Annotated in this window: 19 protein-coding genes (1 of these 19 cut by a window edge); 11 read left to right on the top strand and 8 right to left on the bottom strand. The window is 58.6% G+C overall.

From position 1 onward, the window contains the following. From GRI35_RS05290 to GRI35_RS05280, 3 genes are all read left to right on the top strand, one after another. Positions 1-398: the end of a lipopolysaccharide biosynthesis protein gene (locus GRI35_RS05290; protein ID WP_160613199.1), read on the top strand. Its footprint begins 1,123 nt before the window's first position; the window shows 398 of its 1,521 coding nt (coding positions 1,124-1,521); its start codon lies off the left edge, out of view; it ends in the stop codon at positions 396-398. 82 nt (positions 399-480) lie between these two features. Continuing rightward, the gene (locus GRI35_RS05285; protein ID WP_160613198.1) at positions 481-1,467 is read left to right on the top strand and encodes a retroviral-like aspartic protease family protein; all 987 of its coding nucleotides are present in this window, start codon (positions 481-483) and stop codon (positions 1,465-1,467) included. 67 nt (positions 1,468-1,534) lie between these two features. Then, complete coding sequence (locus GRI35_RS05280) at positions 1,535-3,334, top strand: ABCB family ABC transporter ATP-binding protein/permease (RefSeq protein ID WP_160613197.1); 1,800 nt, start codon at positions 1,535-1,537, stop codon at positions 3,332-3,334. 81 nt (positions 3,335-3,415) lie between these two features. On the opposite strand, the gene GRI35_RS05275 is transcribed toward GRI35_RS05280, so the two are convergent. The 5 genes from GRI35_RS05275 to GRI35_RS05255 form a co-directional block, all read right to left on the bottom strand. Then, positions 3,416-6,265, bottom strand: a complete 2,850-nt coding sequence (locus GRI35_RS05275; protein WP_160613196.1) for a M16 family metallopeptidase — start codon at positions 6,263-6,265, stop codon at positions 3,416-3,418. Between the two features lie 120 nt (positions 6,266-6,385). Then, the gene (locus GRI35_RS05270) at positions 6,386-6,793 is read right to left on the bottom strand and encodes an ACT domain-containing protein (protein ID WP_160613195.1); all 408 of its coding nucleotides are present in this window, start codon (positions 6,791-6,793) and stop codon (positions 6,386-6,388) included. A 9-nt stretch (positions 6,794-6,802) separates the two neighbouring features. Continuing rightward, complete coding sequence (hslU, locus tag GRI35_RS05265; protein WP_160613194.1) at positions 6,803-8,104, bottom strand: ATP-dependent protease ATPase subunit HslU; 1,302 nt, start codon at positions 8,102-8,104, stop codon at positions 6,803-6,805. A 9-nt stretch (positions 8,105-8,113) separates the two neighbouring features. Continuing rightward, a complete protein-coding gene (gene hslV, locus GRI35_RS05260; RefSeq protein WP_160613193.1) occupies positions 8,114-8,674 on the bottom strand; it encodes an ATP-dependent protease subunit HslV in 561 nt (186 codons plus the stop codon). A 52-nt stretch (positions 8,675-8,726) separates the two neighbouring features. After that, positions 8,727-9,200 carry an outer membrane protein assembly factor BamE gene (locus GRI35_RS05255; protein ID WP_160613192.1) on the bottom strand — a complete coding sequence of 158 codons (474 nt, stop codon included), beginning with the start codon at positions 9,198-9,200 and terminating at the stop codon, positions 8,727-8,729. A 206-nt stretch (positions 9,201-9,406) separates the two neighbouring features. Between GRI35_RS05255 and GRI35_RS05250 the strand changes: the two genes are divergently transcribed. Both GRI35_RS05250 and GRI35_RS05245 read left to right on the top strand, forming a co-directional pair. Then, positions 9,407-9,922, top strand: coding sequence for a ubiquinol-cytochrome C chaperone family protein (locus tag GRI35_RS05250; RefSeq protein WP_160613191.1), 516 nt, complete (start codon positions 9,407-9,409; stop codon positions 9,920-9,922). Then, positions 9,919-10,434 carry a YceD family protein gene (locus tag GRI35_RS05245; protein WP_160613190.1) on the top strand — a complete coding sequence of 172 codons (516 nt, stop codon included), beginning with the start codon at positions 9,919-9,921 and terminating at the stop codon, positions 10,432-10,434. The genes GRI35_RS05250 and GRI35_RS05245 overlap by 4 nt, the downstream gene beginning before the upstream one ends. A 16-nt stretch (positions 10,435-10,450) precedes the next feature. On the opposite strand, the gene ssb is transcribed toward GRI35_RS05245, so the two are convergent. The 3 genes from ssb to GRI35_RS05230 form a co-directional block, all read right to left on the bottom strand. Continuing rightward, entirely contained in the window at positions 10,451-10,978 is a 528-nt protein-coding gene (gene ssb / locus GRI35_RS05240) for a single-stranded DNA-binding protein (protein WP_160613189.1), read from the bottom strand. A gap of 118 nt (positions 10,979-11,096) precedes the next feature. Continuing rightward, positions 11,097-11,768: a COQ9 family protein gene (locus GRI35_RS05235; RefSeq protein ID WP_290258935.1), complete on the bottom strand. Its 672-nt coding sequence runs from the start codon at positions 11,766-11,768 to the stop codon at positions 11,097-11,099. Further along, positions 11,769-12,389: an ankyrin repeat domain-containing protein gene (locus GRI35_RS05230; protein WP_235900139.1), complete on the bottom strand. Its 621-nt coding sequence runs from the start codon at positions 12,387-12,389 to the stop codon at positions 11,769-11,771. It lies immediately after the preceding gene. A gap of 78 nt (positions 12,390-12,467) precedes the next feature. Here GRI35_RS05230 and GRI35_RS05225 point away from each other — a divergent pair, with 78 nt between their 5' ends. From GRI35_RS05225 to GRI35_RS05200, 6 genes are all read left to right on the top strand, one after another. After that, positions 12,468-13,094, top strand: coding sequence for an SCO family protein (locus tag GRI35_RS05225; RefSeq protein WP_235900138.1), 627 nt, complete (start codon positions 12,468-12,470; stop codon positions 13,092-13,094). Continuing rightward, positions 13,082-13,552, top strand: a complete 471-nt coding sequence (locus GRI35_RS05220) for a YcgN family cysteine cluster protein (protein WP_160613187.1) — start codon at positions 13,082-13,084, stop codon at positions 13,550-13,552. Before GRI35_RS05225 ends, GRI35_RS05220 begins: the two co-directional genes overlap by 13 nt. Next, positions 13,549-14,283 carry a M48 family metallopeptidase gene (locus tag GRI35_RS05215; RefSeq protein WP_160613186.1) on the top strand — a complete coding sequence of 245 codons (735 nt, stop codon included), beginning with the start codon at positions 13,549-13,551 and terminating at the stop codon, positions 14,281-14,283. Before GRI35_RS05220 ends, GRI35_RS05215 begins: the two co-directional genes overlap by 4 nt. A gap of 66 nt (positions 14,284-14,349) precedes the next feature. Further along, positions 14,350-14,862: a hypothetical protein gene (locus tag GRI35_RS05210; RefSeq protein WP_160613185.1), complete on the top strand. Its 513-nt coding sequence runs from the start codon at positions 14,350-14,352 to the stop codon at positions 14,860-14,862. After that, complete coding sequence (ribD, locus tag GRI35_RS05205; protein ID WP_160614767.1) at positions 14,852-15,850, top strand: bifunctional diaminohydroxyphosphoribosylaminopyrimidine deaminase/5-amino-6-(5-phosphoribosylamino)uracil reductase RibD; 999 nt, start codon at positions 14,852-14,854, stop codon at positions 15,848-15,850. The genes GRI35_RS05210 and ribD overlap by 11 nt, the downstream gene beginning before the upstream one ends. Beyond that, a complete protein-coding gene (locus tag GRI35_RS05200) occupies positions 15,851-16,468 on the top strand; it encodes a riboflavin synthase (RefSeq protein WP_160613184.1) in 618 nt (205 codons plus the stop codon). Positions 16,469-16,480: the final 12 nt, after the last annotated feature.

Raw genomic sequence — 16,480 nt, 5'->3', positions numbered from 1 at the left:
CCAGTGCGGCTGGCGCGATCATCTTTCCGACGGTGTTCCTGTTCGGGATTTCGGGCGGCCCGATGGGGCTGGTTCATGCGTGGTGGATCGCCTCGCCGCTGCTGCTCGCGGTCACGCTGGCTCTGACGCTCCCGGCAATTCAAATACGCATTGGCGACTTACTCAAAGAGCTGCTGCCCGCGCTGGTCGGCTGCGCGATTATGGCCGGATCTGTTCTGCTGCTTAAACCGCTGGTCGCCGGCCTCGCTGCGCCTCTACAGCTTCTGATCCTGGTGCCGATTGGCGGGTTCGCTTACGGCGCAAGTCTGTGGGTATTCTGGCCATCGGTCATGCGTGAAACATGGTCGATGCTGCGCAACCGAAGTAGCGACGCCAACGATATACCCGTGAGCGCCTGATTTTGGCGATCACGGCAGCCCGACCGATTTGGCGAGTTACCGGCTTCGTGCTATCTGTCTCTAACAGGATTGGAGATATGTGATGGCTTTTTCGGCTTTTCTTGCAGCAATACTGACTTCGAGCGCTATTGTGCCGCCAGCGACGCAGCCTGCTCCCGATATCGCACCTGCAGAAGCGCCCCCACCCAATCCCCTGCCCGGCAGCGAAACACCAGACGCTATCGTTGCGGGTGAAAAGGATTATTATCAGCGTATGACTGTGCCGGTAACGATCGATGGTGAGGGTCCATTCCGCTTTATGATCGATACGGGCGCGCAAGCCACTGTCGTCACGCGCGGATTGACCGAGAAGCTCAATCTCACTCCAGCTGGATCCGCGACTGTCGTTGGTATGGGAAGCCGCCGCACGGTCCAGCTCGTGGAGCTCGACGGGCTCGAATTTGCGGAACGTACATTGAACAACATCTCCGCCCCAATGCTCGAAGCCCGTCACATTGGCGCAGATGGCATACTCGGTCTCGATAGCCTCCAAGATCTGCGCGTGATGATCGATTTCCGGGATCAGACGATCACAGTCAACGACTCCGATGCTTTGGGCGGCAACCAAGGGTACGAGATCGTTGTCCGCGCGCGACATAAATTGGGGCGGCTCATCATGACTCAAGCAGATATAGACGGCGTAAAAACGGCCGTGATAATCGATACAGGAGCACAAAACAGCTTTGGCAATATGCGTTTGAAACGCCGCCTTCGCGCACGCAATCCAGACGAGGTTAGCGCTATGGACGTCAATGGCGAGGAAATTACGGGCAATCGTCACTTTGCAAAGCGGCTCAAAATACAGCAGTTGCATCTCGAAAATATGCCAATCACCTTTGCCGAAAGTCCTGCTTTCGCAGCGCTTGATTTGGAAAAGCGACCGGCACTAATCTTGGGCATGCGCGATTTGCGACTATTTAATCGCGTAGCAATAGACTTTGCCACGCGCCGGGTGCTGTTTGACCTCCCGGCAGGTCGCGGGAGCAATGGTCCAATGCGAACCAGCCCAATGGGCGGTCGATTGAACTAACCAATGCTTCGGCCTGCGTGTTGATGGGGCATTGCCCTTAGCGGCTCTGGGCACCACATAGGCGGTCATGCCGCCCGATCACGCCAGCCCGACACCCGACGATCACGACAGCTGGAGCACGCTGAAGCGGTTTCTTCCCTATCTGTGGCCCAAGGATAATCGGTCGCTCAAAGTGCGGATCGTTATCGCGCTGACTCTGGTGCTGATGGCGAAAGCGGCAATTCTGTCGGCACCATTTGCCTATCGCAACGCAGTCGACGGAATGACCGACGGGACGCAAGATGTCTTTATGGTCCCACTGGCACTCGTAGCGGCTTACGTATTGGCACGTTTTACCAGCCTGATGTTCGACAATCTGCGCAATATTATTTTCGAGCGTGTCGGGCAGGACGCGACGCGGCAATTTGCCGAAGACGTATTCCACCGTCTGCACCGGCTGAGCCTGCGCTTTCACCTGTCGCGCCGCACCGGCGAGATTACAAAGACAATCGAGCGCGGCACCAAGACCATCGATTCGATGCTCTATTTCATGTTATTCAACATTGCCCCCACCGCGATTGAGCTGACCGCTGTGGGTATCATCTTCTACATCAATTTCGGATGGGAACTGGTCGCGGCAACCGCGGTAACGGTCGTGCTCTATATTGCTGTCACGCGGTGGATCACCGAATGGCGGACCAAACTGCGCAGAGAGATGAATGACCTCGACGGCCGGGCGCTCGACCGCGCGGTGGACTCGCTCCTGAACTACGAAACCGTCAAATATTTCGGCGCGGAAGAACGCGAGGAAAAGCGCTATGCCGCCGCGGCGCGCGCCTATGCCGATGCGGCGGTGAAGAGTGATAACTCGCTTGGCCTTCTCAACATCACGCAATCGCTGATCACCAATGCGTTGATGGCAGGCGCAATGGCGTTCTCCGTCTGGGGCTGGAGCAAAGGCGAACTGACTGTCGGTGATCTGGTGTTTGTGAACACTTACCTGCTGCAGCTGTTCCGCCCGCTCGATTTACTGGGCTTTGTCTATCGCACGATCCGGCAGGGATTGGTCGATATGGCAGAGATGTTCAGGCTGATGGACACGGCAATCGAAGTCGAAGATGCTCCGGGCGCACCCGCTCTGGTCATCCGCAAACCAACCGTCGCATTCGATAACGTTGTGTTCGGTTACGAACCCGACCGGACCATTTTGCACGGCCTGAGCTTCGAAGTGCCTGCGGGTGACAATATCGCGATTGTCGGGCCATCGGGGGCAGGCAAGTCCACCATCGCGCGGCTGCTATTCCGGTTCTACGATCCCTGGTCCGGACGTATTCTGATCGACGGGCAGGATATCGCGGCCGTACAGCAAGATACCGTGCGTGCCGCCATTGGCATCGTCCCACAGGACAGCGTGCTGTTCAACGAGACAATCGGCTATAATATCGCATATGGAAAAGGCGGCACAGACGAGCAGACTATGCTCGCCGCTGCGCGCGACGCGGCGATCCTGCCCTTTATCGAACAATTGCCAAAGGGCTTCGACACCGAAGTCGGCGAGCGCGGCCTGAAACTATCTGGCGGGGAGAAACAGCGTGTCGCTATTGCGCGGACGCTGGTGAAGAACCCGCCGATCCTGATGCTTGATGAAGCAACCAGCGCGCTCGACAGCCGGACCGAGCAGGACATTCTCGCAACGCTGGATCGTATCTCCCGCGACCGCACGACCCTATCCATCGCGCACCGGCTTTCAACTGTCGCCGATGCGGACGACATTATCGTATTGGATCAAGGGCAGCTGGCCGAACGCGGTACACACGCAGCATTGCTCAAACACGACGGTCTCTACGCCGAAATGTGGGCGCGCCAACAGAGCGAGCGCGAGGAATAGAGCAGGTCCCAGCGGGGTGTGGGAGCTGGGGAAAGTCGCGCAAATTCGAAAGAGATCCCAGCCTTCCCCGGGGATCGCATTCTACTCGCCGCTCTCCACTCCAAAGTCCGCGCTCGATAAGTCTATGTCCGCAGCTGCGATCACTTCGACGTCAGGCCGCATTTCGCGGATTTCGTCGATGAATTGCTTGGCATCTCCTACGATCACAATCGTTGCTTTATCCGGATCGACGTAATCGCTGGCGGCCTTGTTCGCTTCGGCAGCCGTCACACCTTCCAGACGCGACGCATAGTCGGCCGCCTCGTCAGGACCGATACCCTGTTGCAGTAACCCAGCAACAATCCGGTTGAAGCCGGAACTGGTTTCCAGCGACCGTGAATAACCACCCGAGAGATAAAGCCGCCGCTTGGCGAGAAGCTCTTCACTCAAAGGCTCGCTGCCGAGACGGGTGAACTCGTCCAGAAACAACTGCGCGACTTCATCGGCGCTTTCATTCTTGGTCTGCGCACTGGCTGTCAGGATCGAGTCATCAGCCCGCGAAGCGAAGCCGCTATAGGCACCGTAGCTAAGCGAGCGTTTGGTCCGCACCTCCTCGAACAGGCGCCCGCTGGAGCCGCCGCCCAAAACGCTGTTTGCAAGCACCAGCGGATAGTAATCTGCGCCAGCCCTTTCAGGCGCACGCACAGCTGCAATCACAGAAGCCTGCCCTGCATCGGGCATATCAATCACGATGGTCCGCACCGGCTGCTCTACGCCGGCCGGATCAGCGGGTGCCGCTGGCGCTGGCGTATCGACGGTCCAATCCCCGAATAAAGAAGTCGCCAGTTCGATAGCCTTATTTGGCGCGATACCGCCGCTGATGATGATTTGTGTCGCTTCGGGATGCCAATATTCGGCACGATGCTGCGCCAGATCATTGCGGGTAATCGCAGCCAAGCTGTCAGTCGTACCGCCCGGCTGCGTGCCATAGCCTGCATCACCATACATTGCCGTGCGCACTACAAAGCGCGACAATGCTCCCGGATCTTTGAGCGAGACTTGCAGCCCATCGATTGCACGCTTGCGCTCACGCACGAGCTCATCTTCGGGAAATGTCGCGCCGCGAATAATGCTCGCCGCCACTTTGCCTGCTTCCGCCATGTTTACGACCGGTGCGGTTAGACCAAAGCTCGCGCCATCACTGCCCGCGCCGCCGCCGAAGGATGCACCAAGGCTTTCAAACTTCGCGGCGATATCGGTCGCGGACATATCCGCCGTACCGGTGTCGGCGAGCGCTGCCGCCATTTCCGATAGCCCTGCTTTGTCACGTGGATCGCTCTTGCTGCCACCCGGAACGATCACACTCATTGACGCAATCGGCACCTCGCCGGTTTGCACCGCAACAATCTTGACGCCGTTATCAAGGGTCGCCTCGACAATCTCGGGCGCAACAACTTCAGGAGACACACCTGGCTCGGGCGGAGCCATCCGCTCGCCCTCCGGCTTCACTTTGCGAATTGCCCCGGTGGCTGGTGGCAGTGTCCGGTATTCTGGCATCGGTACCGGATTGGCATAGGTCGAAGGATCATCCTCGCCCTCCACATAGGTAATGTCGGTCCGCTTTTGCGGATCGTAATATTTCTGCGCAACCCGCTGCACATCGTCTGCAGTCACAGCAGCGATTGCAGCAAGCCGCTTGTCGGCATGGTAAGGATCGCCGGTCGAAACGAGTGACTCGCCCAGTTCAAACGCGCGCCCACGCGCGGTTTCACGGCGGCGCAGTGCGCTTGCAGCGATTTCGTTCTTGGCTTCGGCCAGCTCAGCATCGGTCACGCGTTCAGTGCGCATCTTTTCGCGCTCGGTCACCAGAATGCCTGCGACTTCTTCCATATTCGCGGTCGGATTGATCACCGCAAACTGCGCGAGCACACCGGCTTCTTCGCTAGTCCGCGCAAAGTGTACCGCCTGCACAGCCTTGCCGGTGCGGATCAGCGCGGCGTGCATCCGGCTGTTGTCGCCGCGCGACATGATCGCGTCCATCACTTCGATAGCTGCTATATCGGGATGCGCTTCACCGGGCAGTTTCCAGATCGTACCGACCAATGGCAGTGGGACGTTCGGCGCAGTCGAATTGACCATGCGCGGCTCGGTCCGCTCGGGCTCGCGTTCGGTAATGGTCACATCGACAGGATTTTTGCGGCGGGGAATGTCGCCGAAATATTGGTCTACCAGAGCGCGCAGCTGATCCATCTGGAAATTGCCCGCGACAATCAGTGTGGCGGTATCAGGCCCGTAATAGGCTTCATAGAATGCGCGCGCATCATCGAGGGTAGCCGAATCGAGATCCTCGATCGAACCAATACCAGGGCGGCGATGCGGCAATATATCATAGGCGTTCTCAGGAATAACGAACCGCTGAAAACGGCCATAGGGCGGCGCCAGCACACGCTGGCGCAGTTCTTCCTTCACCACATCCCGCTCACGGTTAAACACTTCGTCATCGACTACCGGAAACGCCATCCGCTCACGGTGGGTCCACAGCATCTGCTCAAGATAGGCCGCGGGCACTTGCTCAAAATAGTTGGTCCGGTCTGTGCCGTTGGAGGCATTGCGCGTGCCGCCAATATCAGCGGTCAGACCGTAGATCATATTATACGGCATATTCTCCGTCTTGCGACTGAGGATATGTTCGAACAAATGTGCGAAACCGCTGCGGCCTTCGGGATCCAGCTTGGAGCCGATCTCATACCACAGCGACGTAGTAACAGTGCCGGTCGTGTCGTCCGGAATCGCAATGACCCGCAGACCATTGTCGAGAGTCCATTGCGTGAATTCGATCTCCGGCGCAGTGATCGCGGGGGTCTCTCCGCCAGCATGATCGTCAGCCCAAACGGGTTGCGCAGCGGCTAGTGCCAGCAAGCCAGCACCTGCGGTTAGGATCGAACGAAGCATGGATAGTCCCCTGATTGATTGCAATTCCTGAGTGCAACTAGACCAAGGTCAGGTGATGCAATCAAGTTTGGAGGGGGGACATTTCGATAAACTGCGCCCGTTAGTCGCCAAATGTTGTGGCTAGCCGAGGGATTTTCCGGACAGTTCGATCAGGACGGCCAAAGCATCCTTTGAAAGCGCGGCAGGCACGAACACGTGATCGTGATGGAATGCGGCGACGATATTGCAAGCAATGCCCGCATCAGCGAGCGAGCGCGATACTGCTGCCGTCAAACCAACGCCTACAAGGTCGGAATGCACTTGCAGCGTGATGCAGCAGAAGTCGGGTCCAGCGATTCCGAGTTCATCAGCGAGAACGCTTGGCACAATCGCGGAAACGCCTTCCTCCTCGCGGAATGTGCCGATGGCAGCGCCGAGCAGTTGAGATGCCGTTTCAGGTGAGACTTGCACAAAGCGCCACACCTGAGGGTCAAGCTGTGGGCTCATCCCGCCGATCATCGCTATACTTTCCGTAACGACACCGCCCATCACGGCAGCTTAAAGGATATATTTGCTGAGGTCGGTATCCTGCGACAATTCGGTAAGGCGGTCGCGCACATAGTCGGCGTCGATGGTGATCGTTTCGCCTGCATGCTCCTCCGCTTCGAAGCTGAGTTCTTCGAGCAGTTTCTCCATCACCGTCTGCAAACGCCGTGCCCCGATATTCTCGACGCTTTCATTCACTTGCGCCGCGATCTTGGCGACTTCGGCCACAGCGGTATCGTCAATAGCCACGGTCACGTCTTCGGTGCCCAGTAGCGCCACATATTGCGACACCAGATTGGCGCGCGTTTCGCTTAGAATGCGAACGAAGTCCTCTTCGGTCAGCGCGCGTAATTCGACACGGATCGGCAAGCGGCCCTGCAATTCGGGCAGCATGTCCGATGGCTTCGACACATGGAAAGCGCCGCTCGCGATAAACAGGATATGGTCGGTTTTCATCGGACCGTATTTGGTCGCAACCGTAGTGCCTTCGATCAGCGGCAACAGATCGCGCTGTACGCCTTCGCGGCTGACAGATCCGCCGCGCACATCCGAGACCGCAATCTTGTCGATCTCGTCGAGGAAAACGATCCCGTTGGTCTCTGCGTTCTGCAAAGCGACGCGCGCGACATCGTCCTGATCGAGGCGCTTCTCCGCCTCCTCATCGACCAGCTTGTCCCACGCATCGGGGACTTTGAGCTTGCGGCGCTTGGTATTGGTTTTGCCGAATGCCTTGCCCATCATATCGCTGAGGTCGATCATGCCCATGCCGCCGGTCATTCCGGGAATTTCCATCGGCGCGGCGGGTGCATCCTGCACTTCGATCTCGACCTCGGTCTCGTTCATTGAATTGTCGACGATCCGTTGGCGGAAGCTTTCACGGGTGGCTTCGGACGCATTGTCGCCCACCAGTGCATCAAGCAAGCGGTCCATCGCGGCTTTAGACGCAGCTTCGCGCACAGCTTCGCGGCGGCGTTCCTTCTCCAGGCGGATTGCATCTTCGGCGAGATCGCGCGCGATCTGTTCGACATCGCGGCCGACATAGCCGACCTCGGTAAATTTGGTCGCTTCGATTTTGACGAAAGGGGCATCGGCCAGTTTCGCCAGACGGCGGCTGATTTCGGTCTTACCGCAGCCGGTCGGGCCGATCATCAGGATGTTCTTGGGCGTCACTTCATCGCGCAATTCATCGCTCAATTGCTGACGGCGCCAGCGATTGCGCATCGCGACGGCAACGGCGCGCTTGGCGTCTTTCTGGCCGACAATATGCTCGTCGAGCGCGGCGACAATCGCCTTCGGAGTGAGTGCTTCTGTCATGGAGGTCTCTTAAATTTCTTCGACGGTCACATTGCCGTTGGTAAATACGCAGATGTCGGCGGCAACTTGCATCGCCTTGCGCGCGATTTGCTCGGCATCGTCTTCATATTCGGTGAGTGCGCGGCCCGCAGCCAGCGCATAATTGCCGCCTGAACCGATTGCAGTGATCCCGGCTTCGGGCTCAAGAACATCGCCATTGCCGGTCAGGACCAACAGGCTTTCTTCGTCCGCGACGATCATCAGCGCTTCCAGGTTGCGGAGATATTTGTCGGTTCGCCAGTCTTTGGCTAGCTCGACAGCGGCACGCAGCAATTGCCCGCGATGCGCCTCCAGCTTTTTCTCCAGCCGTTCGAACAAAGTGAATGCATCGGCAGTCGCACCTGCGAAACCGGCAATGACTTTCTCGTCCTTGCCGATGCGGCGGACCTTGCGCGCGTTCGGCTTCATCACCGTATTGCCCATGGAGACTTGGCCGTCCCCGGCAATTACGGTCTTGCCGCCCTTTTTCACGCCGATGATGGTAGTCCCGTGCCATTGCACCAGACCGTGTGGATTATCTGCTGTACTCATGAACGCGATATGGGGAGCCCAATCACGCTATCAAGCCATACGATCAAGCGATTTACCCGCCAGGACCGCCCGCTCCGCCGCCACCACCAGGCGCACCAACTGTACCGATATTGCCGAACAGGTCTTCGAAGAAGCCGCGCTCGCGTCCAAGAGTCGGTGTTTCATCGCCGTCGGGCTGGAAAAAGGCAACTTTTTCGATACCGCTGCGATCTGCTGCCAGGACATTGCCATTGGCATCAAATGTGATCGCCAGAACCGAATGGCTTTGGATGCGCGGGCGGACGAATGGCTTGCGGCCTGTGACACTCGACACATAGTACCAGGTCGGATCACCGAACTGGCTTGTAAAGGTCGGTCGGCCCAGCGTCTGGGCGACAGATTGCTGGTTGTCGATGCCCGGCTGGACCGAATTAACCAGAGTCTGATCGACGATATATCCGCGGCTTTCGCGGATCGACGAGCATCCGCCCATCGTCAGCGCTGCCGCCAGAACAATCGCTGTGCCGATCATCTTGCCTTTAATCATTGGAACGCAATTCCTCTTCGTACCCTGCCAAAACGCCAAATGGCTTGGATTGGCAAGTGCAAATCCTATATATGCTTCGGCCTTACGGTGATGCTCACTGCCATGCAACCATCCGCTGCCGATAGACCGGTGACGCGTTTGCGCAAGGCGGCTTGAATTGCCGATGAACGATTGACGCGCAGCTTTCCCTCACAGAGTACCCCTTGATGGCATTTTTCTCCCGACTTTTTGGCACTGAAAACGACCCGAAAGAGGCTCTGCGACCATTGTGGCATGCCATCGTGGGCGAAGCGCGGAGACCCCACTGGTATCGAAACTGCGGTGCGGCGGATACCGTCGATGGCCGCTTCGATATGATCACCAATGTGGTGGCGATGGTTATGCTGCGGATGGAAACGGAGAATGATCTGCTGCCGGCAACCGCCCGCCTGACCGAATTGTTTGTCGAGGATATTGACGGCCAATTGCGCGAGACCGGTTTGGGCGACCCGACTTTGGGCAAGAAAATGGGCAAGCTGATGGAAGCGATGGGCGGCCGGATCGGAGCCTATCGCAATGCGCTGGAGAGCGGCCCGGAGGCGATGACCAATGCCGTCCGCCGCAATGTTACACTGATCGATGAAGGCCATGCAGAAGCGATGGCAAATGAACTTATTGCCCTGTCCCAGCGATTGGGCGCGCTGAATACAGACCAACTTCTCGCCGGAGAAATTGCCGCATGAGCGAGAGCGAACTCAGCAGGCCGATCAAAGCAAAAGCGCTCAAACACGAGCCGTATCTGATCGAGGCATCGGAAGACGAGCGGCACGCCCTTTCCAAACGGTTTGCGCTGAGCCAGATTGAGCATCTGCGCGCCGACATCACGCTTACTCCCAAGGGATCCGATATCATTGCGACCGGCACTATGGAGGCGGAATGGCAGCAAATCTGTTCGGTGTCGGGTGATGATTTTCCCGTCAGTGCCAAAGAGAACCTGCACCTGCGTTTCATTCCGCAGCGCGCCATCGAACCGTCCGACGAAGAGATCGAAGTCGAATTGGATGATGTGGACGAGATCGAATTTACCGGCGACAGTTTCGATCTGGGCGAGGCTGTCGCGCAAAGCCTGGGCCTGCTGATCGATCCCTATGCGACCGGACCAGACGCCGAAACGGCACGCAAAGAAAAAGGCATCCAGATCGAAGGCGAGCAAGACGGCCCGATGGCGGAGATGCTGGCAGCGCTGAAGAAGTAGCGCCGCGCATTACCGATCAAAACGGAATGTCGTCATCCAGATCGTCATAGTTGGAACCGCCGCCTGACGAACCGCCTGCTGCGCCGCCGCCTGAGGTACCGCCGCCCTGGTTGTAGCCTCCGCCACCGCCGGACCCGCCACCATAGTTTCCGCCGCCACCTGGGCCGCCGCCGCCACCGCCGCTTTGGCCACCAGGACCGTCGAGCATGGTCAACGTTCCGTTAAAGCCGCGCAGAACAACTTCTGTCGAGTAACGGTCATTGCCGCTCTGGTCTTGCCATTTGCGGGTCTGCAATTGGCCTTCAATAAAGACCTTTGATCCTTTGCGAAGGAAACGCTCGGCAACATTGACGAGGCCTTCGGAGAAGATCGCGACTGTGTGCCATTCGGTCTTTTCCTGACGCTCGCCCGAATTGCGGTCTTTCCACGTCTCGCTGGTCGCGATCCGCAGATTGCACACTTTGCCGCCATTCTGGAACGAGCGGACTTCGGGGTCCGCGCCCAGATTACCAATGAGCATTACTTTGTTGAGGCTACCGGCCATTGCATTTTCCTTCGCGAATCTGTTGGCGAAGAGTTAGCGGGTCGCCCGCAGCCATGCGAGTCACTGGCCGAATTTCTTGTGTGAAGGTGTGGAAAGCGGTGCCCGGCAAGCGCGCAAATCAGCGCGAAGGGTAGCGCAGCCGGCCCAAGAACCGTGACATGCTGAATGTCTCACGTTCGGAATTGAGCCATTTGGCTTTAACTTTCTCGAACTTCATCACGCCTTCAATCCGGCGATCCAGAAACGCTTTGGTCTTGGCTTTATCATCGCTGTTATCATCGGCGAACACGGCCAGCGTGGCAGTATAGATGCCGCCCAGGATCGTGCGCTTGGTGTAGTGATTATAGTCGGTAGCGGTATCACCGGCGAGCCGCCACATCAGATCGGCGCTGTTCCAGCCCATTTTCAGCGATTTGGAGACATTTTGCGGCATCGCCATGATCGCGGTCGCGCGCTTGAGTGCCTCCTCTTGTCCGGCGATCGCATCGAGCCGGAACTGCACGAGCGACCGAATCCGCTCACGGATCGGCATTTGTGCAAGCGCCTCTGCGGGCAGTGCCTCTGCCATCGCATTGTCGACGGTCTCGATCCACGCAGAGATCATATCCATCGCGCCCCCCGGAAATGCCAGACGCGCGACATCGACATCAGCGCCTTTCTCCAACGCGGCGGCGGTAACTGCGGCATCGCTCCAGCCGTCAAAAATCGCGGCATCGGCAATCGCGGGCGCGAGTGCGAGCCGCAGCTCGTCCAGCGTCAAATCGGCGATAGTGTGTGCTGTGCCAGCCACTTAGAAAGTTGGCCCGTAAGTTTGCGGTTTCTGCTTGCCTTCACGCTCTTCATCCGCGCGGCGAAATTCCGTCAACACCTGACCATTATTAATCATCAAATCCGCATAATCGCGCGCAGAACGGCCGGAATTGTCGTTGTGATCGGGATTGGCACCATTGGCGAGCAACACCCGGATCATTCCAGTATTACGGTTATGAACCGCAGAAATCAGCGCGGTTTCGCCCGTGTCATTCGGCTCGTCCACATTGGCGCCCGCTTTGAGCAATTCCTCGACGGCTGGTACGCTGCCCAATGTCGCGGCAATCTGCAGCGGGGCAATGCCTTGGTTATCCTTAAGGTTGGGGTTCGCACCATTTTGCGTCAGGAACTTGATCCACGTCACATCCTCACGTTTGGTGACGATATGCAAACCGGTTTCGCCGGTGGTAATATCGCGCGTGTTGACCACAACGCTTCCCGGCTTTTTCAACGCTTCGGTTACGGCGTTGCCATCGCGGTCTTTCACCGCTTCCAAAAACGCATAGCCTTCGCGCTTGAACTGCGCTGACGCAGGCGTGGCGATAAGCGCAAACGAAAGCGCAATTGCGGGAATAACCGACCGGAAAACGGCACTGGCCATTTTCAACCTCCAAGAATTTGTTACATACATATTATTCAGGGCACAGACGCCCCCTTGTCGATCCCCAATTAGCAGAGCATGAACCTGAGCGCTATGTTTCACTTTACCCGTACTGTAACCGCAGTTTGTGCTGCTTTCGCGCTTGCTTCGTGCGGATCGAGCCTCTCCGGTCCGGTTGGCCCCTCCCCTGACGGCGTAGACCTGCGCGGATCAACCATCGGCGGCGATTTCACGCTGACATCCAGCACAGGGAGCGAAGTAAGCTGGTCCGATTTCAAAGGCCAGTACCGGCTGGTCTATTTCGGCTTCGCCTATTGTCCCGATGTGTGTCCGACCGATGTTGCGCGCTTTTCCCAAGGGCTTGGCGAGTTCGAAAAGAAGCACCCGGAGCTTGGCGCCAAAGTCCAACCGATCTTCATCACCATCGACCCCGAGCGTGATGATCAGCCGACAGTCGCCAGCTTCATCGGCAATTTCCACCCGCGGCTGCTCGGTCTGACCGGCTCACCCGAAGCCATCGCGGAAACGGCCAAGAAGTTCTCTGTCACCGCTGCCAAAGGCGAAGTGAACGAGAGTGGCAGCTACGATATCGAGCACACTGCGTTCACCTATCTGTTTGATCCTGAGGGCAAACCGCTGGGCATAATTCCGACCGACAAGGGGCCGGAGGGCGTGACAGCCGAACTTGAACAATGGGTGCGCTAAGAGACAAATTCTGGGAGCTTCCGCTTGGTGATCTCACGCGCGCCGAGTGGGAAGCATTGTGCGACGGCTGCGGAAAATGCTGCCTGCACAAAATCGAGGACGAGAATACCGGCACCATCGAAGGGACCAACGTTGCGTGCAAGCTGCTCGATACCGATACGGCGCAATGCATAGATTACCGCAATCGCCGCACCTATGTGCCAGATTGTATGCGGCTGACTCTGAAAATTGTGAAAGACGTCACATGGCTGCCGGCGAGTTGCGCATACAGACTCCGCGCGGATGGAAAACCGCTGAAAGACTGGCACTATCTGATCTCGGGTGATCGCGAGTCAGTGAAGCAGGCAGGTGTATCCGTTGCTGGGCGCGTGATCAGCGAAGTCGACGCCGGGCCGCTCGACCATCATCTGGTGGAATGGGACGCGGACGAGACCGATTGGGACGGCGACAGCGAATGATGGACTGGCTGCGCCCCAATCAGCAGACGCGCTCCGAGAAGCGCTGCATTGAGGTTGCTGGCCGCACGCTGCCAGTCACGATCAAGCGCCACCGCACGGCCAAGCGCCTGATCATGCGCCTAGCGCCCGATGGCAGCGAGTTGCGCGTCACTATGCCGCGTTGGGGGCAGTCGATTGACGCGCTGGAATTTGCCGAATCGCGCCGGGCATGGATCGCTGCGCAATTGGACAAGGTCGAGGAAGCGAGCCCACCGCAATCGGGTGGTCACATCGACTTTATTGGCGAGCCGGTCACGATTGCATGGGATGCGCAGGCTCCGCGCAAGCCGCGACTGGTTGAAACCACTCTGCATATTGGCGGACCGCAAGACAGCCTGCACAGCCGGATCGAGCGCTGGCTGCGGAGCGAGGCGCTAACCATCATGGACCGCGACTTGGCGGAATATTGCGAACGCGCAGGTGTTACCAAGCCCGATATCAAGCTGTCACGCGCGCAGCGCCGCTGGGGCAGCTGCTCTAGCAGCGGCGTGGTCCGGATTAACTGGCGGCTGATCATGGCACCGGCCGATGTGCGGCGATCGGTCGTCGCACATGAAGTCGCGCATTTGCTGCATTTCGACCATGGCCCGGCCTTTCACGCCGCACTGGACCGGATATTCGAAGGCGATATTGGCCACGCCAATGCATGGCTGAAAGTCAAAGGCCGCGCGCTTTACGCACCTTTCGGATAAGCGCCTGACCGGGCGAATATCTCTGGGGGTCTGGCGAAAATGCGGATCAGGCTCTATCTTGGCTTGATGAGTTTGATTCAACGTCTCAATCCCGCGGGGGGCATTGCCGATTTCTGGCAGGAATTCAGAAAGCCGACGCCCTATCGCTGGCCGATCTTGGCTGTGTCCGTTTCGATGACCGCAGGTCTGATGTTCCTGATCATTCGCGAGGATGTGGTCGGCCCGCCGGTGCCGCCCGATGTGACCTATATTACCAGCTTTGCAGCGGATCGGACCGATGAGGAAATCATCGCCACCAATCTGATTTATCAGGCGCATAAGGAAAAGCGCGATGCAATGATCGCCGCGCGGGAAGAGCGGAAGAAAGAAATCTACCGCGCCCTCGCCCGGGCGAGCGGGATGAACCCGCGCGAAATCGAGAAGAAAGCCGCCGAACAAATGGCGCGTGAAGATGCCGAAGCGGCTCGGCTGCGGGCAGTCGCGCTTGGCCAGATAGAGGCCGATGAAGCCGCTGCCGCAGACACACCCGGCGAAACTGCGCCTTCTGGCGGAACGGCAGAGCAAAATCCTGCACAGTGATTCCGATTGGCTGGCGGCGGCGGCGCGGCTCGGCCTGCGCGGCAGACCGCTCAGCAGGCCCAACCCTTCGGTCGGCGCGATTATCGTAAAGCACGGCAAAGTTGTCGGGCGCGGCCACACGCGTGCGGGCGGCAGACCCCACGCAGAAAAGATCGCGCTGGATGACGCTGGCGAAGACGCCAAAGGCGCGGCTCTCTACACGTCGCTTGAGCCATGCAATCACGAATCCGAGCGCGGGCCAGCCTGCAGTGATATCATCGCCCGGTCGGGTATCAGCCGGATGGTGTTCGCGGTAACCGATCCCGACCCGCGCACAGCTGGCAGCGGTGCGGAGAAGCTGCGCCGTGCGGGTATTAAAGTGTCGCAAATTGATTGCGCGCAAGCCAGCGCAAGCCTTGCTGGATATCTCACGCAAAAGGCCAGGGGCCGCCCGCATGTCACGCTGAAACTGGCGACCTCGCTGGACGGGTTCGTTGCGCTGCCATCGGGCGAAAGCCAATGGATCACCGGCGATCAAGCCCGTGCGCATGTTCATTCGCGCCGCGCACAGGCCGATGCTATTCTGGTTGGCGGCGGGACATGGCGCGCCGACAAGCCGCGCCTCGATGTGCGGCTCGCGGGTTTGGAAGAACGCAGTCCGCAGCGCATTCTCTTGACTCGCGGTATCGCACCGGACGGCGTGAAAATCATCAACCGGCCGGAGCAGATCGCGGCCTTGGATGATGTGCTCTATCTCTATGTCGAAGGCGGCGGGCAAACCGCGGCATCCTTCCTCAGCGCCGATCTGGTGGACCGGATCGAACTGTACCGCGCGCCGATAATCATGGGCGCAGGGCAATCATCTGTCGCCGATATAGGGCTAGAGAAGCTGTCCGCTGCGCATGGCCGCTGGCAGCTGGCCGAGCAGCGCATGCTTGGCAGCGACACCTACGAGGTTTATGAGCGAGTGCAGCCCAACCAAGGCACCACAACTGGCAACGGAGAGTAAATGTTCACCGGTATCATCACCGCCATCGGCACCATTTCCAAGATTGAATCGCGCGGCGATCTGCGCGCGGTCATCGCGTGTCCGTTCGATCCCGAGACCATTGCCATCGGCGCGTCGATTGCCTGTTCTGGTGTCTGCCTGACCGTCGTCGAAAAGGGTGGCCAATCGGGCGACGCATGGTTCGCCGTCGATGTCTCTGCGGAGACAGTGTCGTGCACCGTTCCCGGAATGTGGGAGCAAGGCCGCGCACTCAATCTGGAACCTGCGCTGAAAGTGGGCGACGAACTGGGCGGCCATATTGTGACCGGCCATGTCGACAGCGTTGGCGAAGTCATGCTGTCGCGCCAGGAAGGCGGGTCGCAGCGGCTCGCCATCCGCACCCGCGCCGATATGTCTCCCTTCGTCGCCGCCAAAGGCTCGATCACTGTCGACGGGGTCTCACTGACCGTAAACGACGTCCGCGACCGCCCCGACGGCACTTGTGATTTCGCTCTCAACATTATCCCGCACACCGCCGAGATGACGACGCTCGGCACACTATCCGAAGGCGACAGCGTCAATCTGGAGATCGACGTGCTAGCGCGCTATTTGAAGCGGATGGAGAGTGTGCGGAGGTAATGGACGGGTCGC

It is taken from the genome of Pontixanthobacter aestiaquae (genome assembly GCF_009827455.1).
Lineage (GTDB): Bacteria > Pseudomonadota > Alphaproteobacteria > Sphingomonadales > Sphingomonadaceae > Pontixanthobacter > Pontixanthobacter aestiaquae.
This window is presented reverse-complemented; position numbering and strand designations above follow the sequence as displayed.

Coding starts and splice junctions, on each gene's coding strand:
- GRI35_RS05255 (WP_160613192.1), bottom strand. CDS start 9,200: ATGATTAAAGGCAAGATGATCGGCACAGCGATTGTTCTGGCGGCAGCG.
- GRI35_RS05245 (WP_160613190.1), top strand. CDS start 9,919: ATGAGCGAGAGCGAACTCAGCAGGCCGATCAAAGCAAAAGCGCTCAAA.
- GRI35_RS05285 (WP_160613198.1), top strand. CDS start 481: ATGGCTTTTTCGGCTTTTCTTGCAGCAATACTGACTTCGAGCGCTATT.
- GRI35_RS05220 (WP_160613187.1), top strand. CDS start 13,082: ATGGGTGCGCTAAGAGACAAATTCTGGGAGCTTCCGCTTGGTGATCTC.
- hslU (WP_160613194.1), bottom strand. CDS start 8,104: ATGACAGAAGCACTCACTCCGAAGGCGATTGTCGCCGCGCTCGACGAG.
- GRI35_RS05230 (WP_235900139.1), bottom strand. CDS start 12,389: ATGGCCAGTGCCGTTTTCCGGTCGGTTATTCCCGCAATTGCGCTTTCG.
- GRI35_RS05250 (WP_160613191.1), top strand. CDS start 9,407: ATGGCATTTTTCTCCCGACTTTTTGGCACTGAAAACGACCCGAAAGAG.
- GRI35_RS05280 (WP_160613197.1), top strand. CDS start 1,535: ATGCCGCCCGATCACGCCAGCCCGACACCCGACGATCACGACAGCTGG.
- ssb (WP_160613189.1), bottom strand. CDS start 10,978: ATGGCCGGTAGCCTCAACAAAGTAATGCTCATTGGTAATCTGGGCGCG.
- GRI35_RS05215 (WP_160613186.1), top strand. CDS start 13,549: ATGATGGACTGGCTGCGCCCCAATCAGCAGACGCGCTCCGAGAAGCGC.
- GRI35_RS05225 (WP_235900138.1), top strand. CDS start 12,468: ATGAACCTGAGCGCTATGTTTCACTTTACCCGTACTGTAACCGCAGTT.
- hslV (WP_160613193.1), bottom strand. CDS start 8,674: ATGAGTACAGCAGATAATCCACACGGTCTGGTGCAATGGCACGGGACT.
- GRI35_RS05200 (WP_160613184.1), top strand. CDS start 15,851: ATGTTCACCGGTATCATCACCGCCATCGGCACCATTTCCAAGATTGAA.
- GRI35_RS05275 (WP_160613196.1), bottom strand. CDS start 6,265: ATGCTTCGTTCGATCCTAACCGCAGGTGCTGGCTTGCTGGCACTAGCC.
- GRI35_RS05210 (WP_160613185.1), top strand. CDS start 14,350: ATGAGTTTGATTCAACGTCTCAATCCCGCGGGGGGCATTGCCGATTTC.
- GRI35_RS05270 (WP_160613195.1), bottom strand. CDS start 6,793: ATGGGCGGTGTCGTTACGGAAAGTATAGCGATGATCGGCGGGATGAGC.